The organism is Dulcicalothrix desertica PCC 7102 (genome assembly GCF_003991905.1).
Lineage (GTDB): Bacteria > Cyanobacteriota > Cyanobacteriia > Cyanobacteriales > Nostocaceae > Dulcicalothrix > Dulcicalothrix desertica.
In genome coordinates this window covers 13,369-25,223 of the sequence record NZ_RSCL01000047.1, presented here as the reverse complement: position 1 = coordinate 25,223, position 11,855 = coordinate 13,369, and the positions used below count along the sequence as shown (strand labels likewise).

Here is an 11,855-nt window from a genome sequence, read left to right as displayed (position 1 = left end):
CTAGCAATCAAGAAGAAGATTGATGAACACTAAGCATAGATTAAATTTTTCATAGAACACTGTATAATAGCACATACAATTCCACATCGCGTAGCTCTCTAGCTAATGAAAAATAATTACATCAAATTAACTAATTTATACAATGGCTGAGAATGACTGAAATTGTGGTTACATTTCAAATAGAGGATGGTAGTGCCGAGAAAACCCTCAAAGATATTTTGCTGGACTCTCAACTAAATGAATCTCGGCAAGCAGTGCAGATGCTACTGGGATTACCAGAGAATCCACCTTGCCGACTTTTCTTAGAAAGAACTAATGAAATATTAAGGGATAACCTAACTTTTAGGGAAGCGGGTGTTAGGTCAGGTGACAAAATAATACTCATTCCTTCTGTGCAGTCAGCAGGGAATAGCAATTCGCATTCAGGTGCTTTCTCCAAGGTACAACTGGAAACTGCAACTTCAGCAAAAGCCATATCGCTAGTTACGTATAAACTCCAACTGACAGTACTTAGCGATAATCAGCAAACGGAAATTTACGACTATCCTATCGAGCTTACAGAGTTTTACGAAGATAACCCGCAGCGTTTTTTCAGCGACTCCAACGCGCGCGAACGCCAAAGTTTTATAAATGCGCTGCAAGAAATAGCGTCAAGGGAGGTAAAAGCTTTTGAGATAGACAAAATTTTACGTGATTGGTGTGACGATATTTCCCTTGGATACCGTAACACTGCTGTAAAAATTTAATATATAGGTTAGGGTGAACCGACTTCTGCCCAAACTGTTTTATAGGCAGGATTAGTATTAGGGTCTATAAATGCCTCTAGCTTACGTATAACTATTTTCTGTCCTGGTTGAGATATACCAATTTTGTCTATCAACTCGTATTTTGGTGGTTGCGGTGGGGTTTTTCGTAAATTAGCTGCCACCGAGAGTGTTACTTGCTTGCCAACAGGGGGCACGGTTGGTGATGAGATGCTTATAGGTATAGCTGTGGAAACTAGAGGTTCTCCAACCAAAGTATTGCTTGCTCCTTTATCTACGGCGCCTATTCTAATCCAACCGAGAGATTGATTTGATTGCTCAGGGAAAGAAGCAGATTTAGCAGAAGCAATCTCCCCACCATTAACCATCCGGTCGAAAACCAACCGCGACATTTTTGGAAAGATGTTTCCATCTTTAGCATAAGTTTTATCTTCGGCGAAAATAGCTAATATATAAGCATTTTTACCGTTATTAGTTTTGATAAATGCTACTTCTTGCCGCGTAGAGCTAGTCCAACCAGCCTTGGATAAGAAGTAAACATCCTTCGGTAAAGACTCACCAAAGAAAGTACGTACAGGGTTGAATTCTCCAGCATTGGGGTCAAGTTTTTGCCAAATTTCTAGATTCAAATCTTTAGATAGCCATCCCGCCATTTTCTTGCTGTATTCCGGTGAAACTGCCTGTTCTTTAACAATTTCGTACATAAGTCTGGCAACTTGCTGAGTTGTAATTTTGTTACGAATGGGCTTTTGGAGGTCGCCACGCATTTGTAAATCACGACCTTTAGGTTCATAAAGTTTTTCACTGGGAATAGGAAAAGTCTTTTGGCTGATATCAATCATTCCATAGCCTGCTTGTTCAAAAAAAGAATTCATTTGGTAGCGTTTACTAAGCCAAGTCTGCAAATCTTTGCCTACTAGCTTAGACCCAGATGTTGTCTCGGTAATTTGGTCGATAATACGGCTAGCTGCTTCGTTATCTGATTTGACAAGCATTTTCTCTAGGTCGCCAGTAAAGGCTTGTTCATCTTGTAAAATACCTTTTTGAAGCTCACCGTAGAGAAGTGTCATCCAAAATAGTTTCGCAACGCTTGCAGGATACCTCAGTTGTTCTTGTTGGTAATCTGCAAATTCACCTGTGTTCACGTTGATTAAGGTTATTGATAAAGCATTTTGTGGCATTCCTTTTGCGGCAGCCAGATTTAGTAGTTCATTAATAATCCCTTGTAACTTCTGACTATGCTGAAAGGTTGGTGATGTTGTAACGTTGTACGCCAATTTTACATTTTGTTGTGTTGGTTGAAAAGAAAAAGCTTTCGCATTGCCCAAACTCATTTTCAACTCGAAGGTAGTAGAACCTTTAACAGCAGCAACTTGAATCGTGTATCTGCCAGTTGTGGGTAAAATGGGGTCATACAGTAACTGGCGCCCTGGTGTGAAAACTAAAACGCAAATATCTTGATTTGTTTGATAGTTCAGACGTTCACCCGCTTTTCCCTGAAAAGTATACCCGACAAATTTGCTTTGATTAACTATTCCAGTTTCTAATACAGTCTGTTCACCTAATGCGACTGGCTTTGCATCCTGGCTCTCTAGTGGAACTGTAGATTTGTTTGAACAATTACTTAAGTTTTGCTTGGCTTGATTCTCTGAAGTCTGAGAATTATTACATCCATAGATTATTAATAACAGTAGAGTAGATATAAACCTTTTCATAGGATTAGAGAAATAGGTACAATAAAATATTGAATTTTTCATGAAAACAAATGTCTAACTATAAATCATCAAGTCGTTTTTTGATGCTCGTGAGATTTGTCAAATATGTTTACAAAATTTAATGCACCCTAATCAATTTATAGAAAGTTATTTAACATGAAGGTCGTGGGTTTGGGAACTTCTGAATTTGTTCGAGAGTATCGTAAGCAGATATTTTCCACTTGCCTTGTTCAAATTGCAAGTTGTAAAGAACTCTACTTGTGTCAGATACAGTTTTTTCTCTATCGATTCGGCTATTTTTACAAAGAGTTCGTTCTTCAGTAGTAACAACTTCAATTGTTGCTTGATTACCGCTAGCAATGAAATTTTTAATGCTATCAACTTGTTGTAAACCATAAGTATAGTAAGCATTGTATTTTTGCAGCCAATTCATTGAGCTATCTGAATTACTCACATTTATTCCATAAGCTTTGCCAGTTAAAATTTCACTGCCTAAATTTCTATCGAATGGACTAGCAAATAATCTCCGCTTGGTTTGTTGCCAGTTTTTCACCACGTTTACAGCCTCATCTTGGGTTATTGGCGATGAAGGCGAAGAATTTGAATTTGGGTTTAAATTTGAAGAATTTGAGTCTGAGGAATTATCTGTATTATTGGAAGAATCAGAAACATCTAAACCCATTGCTAACTCAACAGTTGTAGACCCTTTTGGTGCAGATATTTGAATAGTATATTTCCCAGCTTTTGGTAATACTGCATTATTCAAAAGTTCATTGTCTGGAGTGTATACCCAAACGCAAACACTCTCATTTGTTTTATAGGTTAATTTTTGACCTTTTTGAGCATCAAATGCATAACCTATTGATTTAGTTTGGCTAACTATTCCAGATTCTTTAGTTATCTGAGATTTAAGTTCGACTTGTTGCACATTTTTTGCAGACAACTTTTCAGGCTTTTCGGGGCATTCACCTGAAAGAATAGTATCTTTAGGTTTTGGATGTTCTGGCGGATTTGGGCAAGCTTGTAATCCAAAAGTTGTAAAGATGAGAAAAGAGAGTAATATTTTTTTCATGTTTTTTAAAGAATCAAAGATTAATCTAAATTTACACAAAAAATTATTAAATATTTGTTGTAATTATAGTTTAAAATTAAATGAAAGCATATTTTACATTTGTACTACGATTTTCTCTTGCTGTTAAACAGCCATTTTTTGGAACTGTCATTCCAAATTAAATATATTCGATTGTTCTCATCGGTTGCTGTTCTTCCTGTTTTCATAACATATTGTAAATCTGCATCTACTATTGCCCGATTATCGCTTTGTTCAACTGTTCTTACGTCACCAATGTTTATTCTCTCAACACTATTCCACCACTCGGCATAATCACCATAAGCATTAGCGCTTCCTGATAATCGTTGAAAATCGGGAGATAGATTATCCCAAGTTTCTTGATATCGACGGTTATTAATTGCAATATAATGATCTTTCACCATCTGTGCTGGAGATGGTCGCTCTGATGATTGAGTTGAAGAACTTTGAGAGGTGTTATTACTAGCAGTTGTGGCTGATTCGGCGCCGTCTAAGTTCATTGCTAGTTCAAAAGTAGTAGAACCCTTTGGTGCAGAAATTTGAATTGTGTATTTCCCATTCTTGAGTAAAACGTTAGTACTGATAAGTTCGCTATCTGGCGTGTAAACCCAGAGGCAAACGTCTGCACTTGTGTTATATTTCAGCTTCTGCCCTTTTTGTGCCTCAAAAGCATATCCTGTGGATTTACTTTTACTAGCAATTCCAGATTCGGTTGTTGTTTGATTATTTAGCACTATGGATTTAACATTTTTAATATCCAGCTTCGTCTCCGGTTTATCAGGACAATCATTTGAATTAGACTGCTTAGAATTAGCCGAAGTTTGCCCAGAAGTGCCACACCCAGAAATAACTAATAACAGTGTTAGAGATAGCAACAGTTTATTCATTAATAATCCTCCAATGCTTGTTCTTTTAACCGTTTTCCCCACAACCAAAAGGGAAGTACACCACCAAGCCCAAGAATAAGCAAGACGCATAAGAGCATAATGTGTCTCACTTGTGGGGGAAGTGTAAACCAGAAAATGCTGTAAGGTTTTGGTTCAGATTTGACGACCGCATTATTCCCTGACGATGTTAGCTCTACGTAAACCTTATGCTTAGAGCCACGTTCAGGATTTGGTTCGGTGTAAGAAATTTCGTATTCACCGAGTAAAGCGTCGAGAAATAACTTTAAGTTAGAAGCAATAGCTTGAGCATTTCCTGAAAACTCATTAATTCCACCACTTAAGTTGGCAATTTGTTTAAGACGGTCGCGGTCTACAAATTCTTCTTCTGGAACTTTACCTGCACCTTTGCCCAAGTCTTTGCGGGTAGCGGCTCTGGTAAGTTTGTATTTTGCACCAAGTTGTTCTGGTGTTAAACCATATCCCAAGCTATGTACTATAATTCCTTCGTTAATTCTCAGAAGACGTTCCAGGTTTCTAAAATCCTGTTCTTCGTTAACTGCATTATGGTAACCGTCCGACAGCAATATGACTGAGAGTCGTGGTTGAGGTTCTTGAGAACCCTCCGGTACATAAAAACGACGGTCTTCTGTATTGCCTAAAAACCTTAACGCCTTGGTGAGTGGCTCATAGAGGTTTGTCGATGCACAAGGTGTCAAACCTGAAAGATAATTAAGATGGTTTTCTAACTTAAAATCACCCGCAGGAAAAAACTTGTCAAGGGTATCATTATTAACAACGTAACCTTCACATTTGTCTCCTGGCGTGCCAAAAGGAACAATTGCTAACTGGGTATTACCGCCCCGTTCTGCTAAAACCTGAGAAAATTCACGTATAGCACTAATTGCTCCTTCCAGCTTTGTTTTACCTCGGCTATCTGGCTGCCTCATACTGCCGCTGAAATCTAACAGTACAATAATCCAAGCTGGAGGTGGTATTGATTGTTCGGGATTTTTCCAATCTTTAGGCTTAAATTTAACTTCTTTATTATCTACTAGCAAACGAAAATCTGTATCTAACAAGCCCATAACTGGTTTATCTTCTTTGCCTTTAACCTTGATACGAATTGTCACTCGGTCTTCGTTAACAGTAGGGGCGCCGATAATTTCAGCATTTTTTACCTGTGCCAAACTCGGATTACTAAAACAAGCAAGCATTAATGTTGATATACTAAGCCTGCGGATCCAAAAAGCGATTGTAGTAGACAAATCTATAGATTTTTTTCTCATCTTGTCCATATTGTTGTTCTAAGGTGTGAAAAGTCAAGACATAGTTATGTTTTAGAGGCACTTTGTCATTTTTTTTAAGCGGTTGATTATTAATTCTTATAGTTTGTATAAAATTTTTATTGGGTACTAGAAAAGCTTCGCGTTTTTGCAATTCCAAGTAAGCGGCTTCTGGTGGTGTTCCCGGTAGCCGAATATTGGCACTTTCATCCGAACCTATTGTAATTTTGGCTATTTCTGGCAATTGAATTGATAAACCTTCTTCTATTTCATCGCTATCACCTTTATTTACAAATTTGAGAGAATTATTGATTGCTGGATAAGGCACTTCCTCATTTGTTATCGATGAATCAATTGAGTCATATTTTTCTCCTGTATACTCAAACCCGGCGCCTGCTCTCAGTGCTGCTAGATAACTGGGTGAGGTACTAATACTAAGCGCCAAACCAAGCAGCAGTCCCAAAACAGAAATACCTATAGGTTCTTCAACACGTTTAAATTCTGTTGGCATTTGCCCAATAGGAATACGGATTAATTCAAATAGTAAAGCAGCAACCAAACTTGCCCCACTGGCAGCAAGTAAACTATTTTTTAATCGCTTTTGAAACCGTTTTTTATTACCTGCTTCTAAACTATGCCAACGCCAAGTTAATCCTTCTGCGAACCCAACCGAACCACCAATTAATACCCAGCTAATCATCCTAACCAGAAATGCCGGAACAGGAATTTGAGGCAATAATAGGATTATTGATAAAATACCAGCTACTATCCCTGTTAAAAGTCCTAAGCCAACAGCGATAATTACAGGAAGAGGAGACTTTTTTAAGCTGAGTTTAGGTCGAGTCGGACTACTAACGAAAATTTCATTCATTACCATGCCAATTGCTAGTGAGATGGCAATACAGGGGTATAAAACAATTTCTGAAACTTGTTTTAATAAGCCAAAATCAGCAATGAATATTTGACCAAGGTTCCAACCTATCAAAGCTGATGCTACCCCAGCTAATATGTATAAGTATATTCTCATATATGTTAATTCCCTAGAGGCGCCACAGGTATAGACGTTTTTTTCAAATTTTTCTCCACATCTTGTTTAAGAGATTTAATGACATTTCCTGTCGGTAGAATATATCCTTCGGCTTTTGCAGGTTGATTAGGTTGTTTTTGTAATTGGTATGAATAAATGGTATTAATCCAATCATTTTTTAATTCTGGAATTGGCTCTATACTACTATCCAATACACTTTCATTTAAATTTGAATTACCTAATGTTTCCTTAAGCGCTGCAATAATATTTAGTCTAGTTACACCATCTGGTAACGATTTTTCTTGTTTATCTAAATCATTTATTATTTTATTAATTACTGGAATTGTTACTTTTTCAAACTTATCGAAAGCGTCCTTTTGTTTTTTACCTTTTGGTATTGGCGTTATTTGATTATTATTTGAGGCAGTAATGTTAAGATTATTATTAGGGTTGCTGGGTTGAGACATATCTGTACCTACTGCATCAGGAGGTGTTTTTGCGTTATTTGTTGCAGTTTGTGGTTCTCTAGTCATTTCTGATAAAACAAAACCACCCAAGCCTCCTAAAAAAAAGCTGAGTAATACAAAAACAATTACAATATGCTTTGGCACGTCTGATTCTCCCTGGTCTCTCCTGTACTGTTCTGAATAAACCGTTCTACCAAAAACATTTTCTTGACCTCTACTGTTAGAAAATGCTTTTTTAAATAATTTGTCTGATATTACATTATTTTTATTTGTGCGAGCAGTAAAATAAATAGCAAATCGGTAATAAAGTAATGCTAATTCTCTATTGTGCAATTTGTCTAAACAGTAATCTCCTATATTATCGAGTACATTGGCAGGAGGATTATATACTTCTATCTGTTTAAATAAATAGTTTAAATTATTTTGAACAATAGAAGAGTCTGGAAGCGTAGGTATTAAATTAGCTTGAAATTCTAATGAACAGGTTATATTAGAATTTAAATCTCTTTTATTTGCATTATTCTTAATCTCTAACCAATCTAAATATTCTCCTAATTTTTGTGGAATGATCAATGTTCTTAGGGTTAATAATCTTACCATTTGCGGGCTATAAATTTTCTGACGGATAGCATTTATCGCACCCTGCCCATCAAATAAATTTTCCCAGTATTGTTGATTTACTTGTTTGTTACTTAAAGCTTCTGCAATAATACCAACTACCTCCGGTTTCACAGTCGAACTACCCATTAAACTTTTAATCGCTGACTTAAGGGCTTGTTCGTCTACAACTAGCGGAGTTTGAACTTTAGGAGTATTAGCTGCTGCCCTTTGCAATATTTGATAAGCGCGCTCGCTTGCTGCCTGAATGACGATAAAACTCAAAGGCTTTTCTAGTGCCTCTGCATTAAACGCCCATGCAACAGGTTGACCATTGGCTAAAGCAGCAGCCGAAGCGTTAATCTGCTGTAAGCTGTATCGCTTGTCAGAGTTAATAATGATTGGTGTAGAGGTGCTGTTTTGCAGTAATTCCTTCGGAGGATACGAGGTATTTTGAGCATTAAATGGAGTTGCTTGCCCTAGTACTTTAGTTTCTGAGGGGTTAAAAACAGGTTTGCATTGATTTTTTCGCTCATACTCCTCCATCCATAAAACTATATTTAATAGATTATCTCGTCCTTCGCACAGAAAGTAACGATAAAAAGAAGCACTGCGTCCTTTTTCATCCTGCCCTCTACTCACGACAGCTACAACTGACCAGTCAGAAGTTGTGCTATCTAACACTACACGACCAATAACGGCTGGTTGGTCACCAAATGCACCTTCTGCAACGGCAAATTCCTTATTGGCAATTGAACGCTCTACGGCATGAGGTATCGCATTAATAGTTACATTCATGTATTGCCCAGTGAAACCCAGTGACACCCAGCTACCATCTGCATTGATTTGTGGTCGAATACCAGTGCTAAATTCGTGAATCTGAATAGAAGTCATGGGTTTAATCCTTAATCTAATCCTGGGTGACGCTCACCTTTATATAGCCAATAAATAGGAGCAACTAAGCCGAATGGGCGCCAGACACTGGGGTCTAGTAGAACGGAGGCAACGCCATCACGGTCACGACGTATTTTCTGGACATTCGCCTCTAGTTGACGAGTTCCTAGCATTCCAAAAGCTGAACTTGCAAAATACTCTACACTACCTTTACCTAATTGCTGCCAAGTTTCTAATTTTGTACACACTTGGCGAAAGCGTGCTTTTGCTAAATCTTTAGGCTTGTGACGATTTACCCATAAGTCTGGCTGTTCACATTTAGTTAACACTAGAGCGATACGGCGCCTTTTACCACTTTTATCAGCCTGTCCCCAAGCATCCAAAAACTTATCTAATCCCTTGGCGTACTCTGCATCTTTAGTACGGGCAATCCCATCCAACAAAAACAAAATTCCTTCCGCCTCTAAACAATCATTTACATAATCTTCCAGTAAAGGGTCGTCCTCACGGTACAGCAGGTCAGTAAAAAATTCTCCTGAGTAGTCTTTGCAGTTGATATTCAGTGTTAAACGTTGACTGGCAGGATTGAGATTGGGACTCTGCAAAGAAAACTGACGTTTTAAAATAATGCTCAAACCATAATCTCGTAAAGCATTAGTATTTTCAGTCAACGGAGTTGGTTCTAGCTGTAACCCTTGCTCCAACATATTTTGCGCTTGACTTTTCAGCACTTTGCCATCTTCATTAAAAGCCTCAACAGCTTGCACTGGGCTAGACAAGTCAGCATAAGCCCAACGAGCTAAAGATGCCATATACGTGGTTTTACCAGAAGCACGATCGCCAATCACCCGAATCGTCAAACTAACTGAAGTTGCTCCAGGGCTATTTTCTTCTTGTTTATTAACTTTTTTTAACCAGTCGAGCATCAGATATCATCCTTGCTATAACCTATCGCTATCATAACGTTATATAACGATTATCATACTCCTTTACACTTACGCAATTATAATGTTATGTATTTATACACTTAAGCACTGTTTATTAAATAAATATGAAGATAAAATCCCTGCTATACAGGCATAGCGGTTTTGCTATTCAAATCTAAACTAGCAGATTTAGGTAAAAAAAGTTATATCTAAGGTAGATATACTTTTCTTATACAATAACCCAGCATCTACTAGCTACGTGTTCCCTCGGAGTAGCGGCTGGAACTCATCACGTTAGGATGATGAAAACCTTCTATACCATGTTAATCATGGGAATTGAGACAAATTCACAACGAAAATCTGGTCTAGTTGACAATGCCAGACCAGATTATAGAAAAACCTCGCGGTCATACGTTCAATTTGAGGGGAATTGCTTATGGAAGCTTGATAACTCAAATTTATTGTCCATCGAATAAGCCAAATACCAGAATTATGAGCTTAACAGCGAGTAGTAAATATTTACTCCATTCAAATCGATTCACAGACAATTTTAATCCACATTTACGGCACACATATTTATTAGAATTATGTGGGTCTTGTGCGAAAGGACAACTGCCTTGCTGGCATTGGTACTTACATTTATTTGGGTACATAATTTCATCTACTCCTTAAATTTATCGCGTTAGCCATGTGTGAATTTCTAAAGACAATATTCTGTTATTTAATCCTCCATGTCCAACGTATTTAAGGCTGTTAGCAATGTCATTTAACATCCATGTTTAATGTTTTAAAAATATATAGCAATAAAATTAAATACTTAAGGAATTTAAAGGAGTTAAAGGAGTTAATGCAGGAACAACAAAGGAGAAAACGTCGGCGTGGTCGTATTCTGACTGAACAAGGATGGCAAAAACTCAATGATGCCTTCAGAGAAAGTGAAACTGGAGAAAAGCTTACTAATGAAGAAATAGCCGAAAAGTCTAAACTTAGCGTTGATACTATTAGCAAAATAATGAATAGGGAGGATGGAGCTGATAAACAATCTATAGAACAGCTTTTTAGATGCTTAGGATTACAAGCAACTAAATATGACTATTGTTATCTTGATGAAGAGCAAGATTATCCAAACTTAAGCCAAGTAGCAACTCTACACATAAATAATGAGAAAGATGATACTTTAATTGATACTAACAAGAATAGTACTGATACTGATTTCTATTTAGAACGTTCTTCTTTTGAACATCGTTGTTACGAAGCAATATTACAGCCAGGTTGTGTAATTAGGATAAAAGCTCCTTGGCATATGGGAAAAACATCACTAATAAATAAGATTATTTATCATGCAAAAAAACAGGGTTATCTAACAGTGCTTTTAAAGTTTTCTCCTGAAGATACCGAGACTAGCCTAGATCAATTTTTAAGGTGGTTTTGTGCTTGTATTAGTAAGCATTTGAATGAATCTGAATTGAAAATACCTTTATCTAGTAATTTAAACGATTATTGGGATAATACTTATGGCAGCAAGTACAATTGTACACATTTTTTTGAAGAGAACCTATTACAAAAAATCCCAGAAAACAGCATATTGCTTCTCAGCTTAGACAATATTGATTCTCTTGACAAAAACCGAAAAATTGCTAATGAATTTTTTGACCTTTTACGCAATTGGTGTGAGGAAGCTCAAAGGCAAAATACTTGGAAGAAACTAAGATTAGTACTAGCATATTCTAGGAAGATTTATATTGATGATATTTATAGATCACCTTTTAATGTAGGTGAACATATTGAACTATTGGAGTTGACACTTGAGGAGATAAAACAATTAGGAAATTTGTATCAACTTACTTTAAATATTGAACATGTTCAGCAAATAATGCAAATTGTAGGTGGACATCCCTATTTAGTAAAGCTTGCCATTAAGGAAATTTCACGTAATCGGCACACTAGGATTGAAAAATTTTTAACGACAGCTTTTACGTATACTGGAATTTATCGTGAACACCTGGAAGCTTATTTATTTCTTCTGGATAAGCATCCGTACTTAAAAGATGCAATGAGAAATGTAGTTAATTCTACTGTTTCAGTACGGTTAGAGTTAACCCAAGCATTGGAGCTAGAAAGTATTGGGCTTGTGAAGCTAGAAGGAAATGATGCAAAACCACGTTGCGAACTATATCGTCAATATTTTCAAAAGTATCTATAAAT

The 11,855-nt window shown here is 36.9% G+C and carries 9 protein-coding genes; 2 read left to right on the top strand and 7 right to left on the bottom strand.

The window, feature by feature from the left end; genetic code table 11:
- Window positions 1-152: 152 nt before the first annotated feature.
- A complete protein-coding gene (locus DSM106972_RS47370; protein ID WP_127087222.1) occupies window positions 153-746 on the top strand; it encodes a hypothetical protein in 594 nt (197 codons plus the stop codon).
- Between the two features lie 8 nt (window positions 747-754).
- Here DSM106972_RS47370 and DSM106972_RS47365 read toward each other — a convergent pair whose 3' ends face one another.
- The 7 genes from DSM106972_RS47365 to DSM106972_RS47335 form a co-directional block, all read right to left on the bottom strand.
- The gene (locus tag DSM106972_RS47365) at window positions 755-2,479 is read right to left on the bottom strand and encodes a serine hydrolase (protein ID WP_158633007.1); all 1,725 of its coding nucleotides are present in this window, start codon (window positions 2,477-2,479) and stop codon (window positions 755-757) included.
- 151 nt (window positions 2,480-2,630) lie between these two features.
- Window positions 2,631-3,551, bottom strand: coding sequence for an ARC6/PARC6 family protein (locus DSM106972_RS47360; RefSeq protein WP_127087220.1), 921 nt, complete (start codon window positions 3,549-3,551; stop codon window positions 2,631-2,633).
- A 104-nt stretch (window positions 3,552-3,655) separates the two neighbouring features.
- Entirely contained in the window at window positions 3,656-4,456 is an 801-nt protein-coding gene (locus tag DSM106972_RS47355; RefSeq protein ID WP_127087219.1) for a hypothetical protein, read from the bottom strand.
- Window positions 4,456-5,670: a vWA domain-containing protein gene (locus DSM106972_RS47350; protein WP_233787975.1), complete on the bottom strand. Its 1,215-nt coding sequence runs from the start codon at window positions 5,668-5,670 to the stop codon at window positions 4,456-4,458. The genes DSM106972_RS47355 and DSM106972_RS47350 overlap by 1 nt, the downstream gene beginning before the upstream one ends.
- 13 nt (window positions 5,671-5,683) lie before the next feature.
- Window positions 5,684-6,766, bottom strand: coding sequence for an FHA domain-containing protein (locus DSM106972_RS47345; protein WP_127087217.1), 1,083 nt, complete (start codon window positions 6,764-6,766; stop codon window positions 5,684-5,686).
- 5 nt (window positions 6,767-6,771) lie between these two features.
- On the bottom strand, window positions 6,772-8,724 hold the full coding sequence (locus DSM106972_RS47340) for a hypothetical protein (protein ID WP_127087216.1): 1,953 nt from the start codon (window positions 8,722-8,724) through the stop codon (window positions 6,772-6,774).
- Between the two features lie 11 nt (window positions 8,725-8,735).
- On the bottom strand, window positions 8,736-9,650 hold the full coding sequence (locus DSM106972_RS47335) for a hypothetical protein (RefSeq protein WP_186538292.1): 915 nt from the start codon (window positions 9,648-9,650) through the stop codon (window positions 8,736-8,738).
- Window positions 9,651-10,425: 775 nt separating this feature from the next.
- Between DSM106972_RS47335 and DSM106972_RS47330 the strand changes: the two genes are divergently transcribed.
- Window positions 10,426-11,853, top strand: coding sequence for an AAA-like domain-containing protein (locus DSM106972_RS47330; protein ID WP_127087215.1), 1,428 nt, complete (start codon window positions 10,426-10,428; stop codon window positions 11,851-11,853).
- The last annotated feature ends 2 nt before the right edge of the window (window positions 11,854-11,855 follow it).

Excerpts from the sequence above, each read along its gene's own strand:
- DSM106972_RS47370 (WP_127087222.1), top strand. The coding sequence starts at position 153 with ATGACTGAAATTGTGGTTACATTTCAAATAGAGGATGGTAGTGCCGAG.
- DSM106972_RS47365 (WP_158633007.1), bottom strand. The coding sequence starts at position 2,479 with ATGAAAAGGTTTATATCTACTCTACTGTTATTAATAATCTATGGATGT.
- DSM106972_RS47360 (WP_127087220.1), bottom strand. The coding sequence starts at position 3,551 with ATGAAAAAAATATTACTCTCTTTTCTCATCTTTACAACTTTTGGATTA.
- DSM106972_RS47355 (WP_127087219.1), bottom strand. The coding sequence starts at position 4,456 with ATGAATAAACTGTTGCTATCTCTAACACTGTTATTAGTTATTTCTGGG.
- DSM106972_RS47350 (WP_233787975.1), bottom strand. The coding sequence starts at position 5,670 with ATGCTTGCTTGTTTTAGTAATCCGAGTTTGGCACAGGTAAAAAATGCT.
- DSM106972_RS47345 (WP_127087217.1), bottom strand. The coding sequence starts at position 6,766 with ATGAGAATATACTTATACATATTAGCTGGGGTAGCATCAGCTTTGATA.
- DSM106972_RS47340 (WP_127087216.1), bottom strand. The coding sequence starts at position 8,724 with ATGACTTCTATTCAGATTCACGAATTTAGCACTGGTATTCGACCACAA.
- DSM106972_RS47335 (WP_186538292.1), bottom strand. The coding sequence starts at position 9,650 with ATGCTCGACTGGTTAAAAAAAGTTAATAAACAAGAAGAAAATAGCCCT.
- DSM106972_RS47330 (WP_127087215.1), top strand. The coding sequence starts at position 10,426 with ATGTTTAATGTTTTAAAAATATATAGCAATAAAATTAAATACTTAAGG.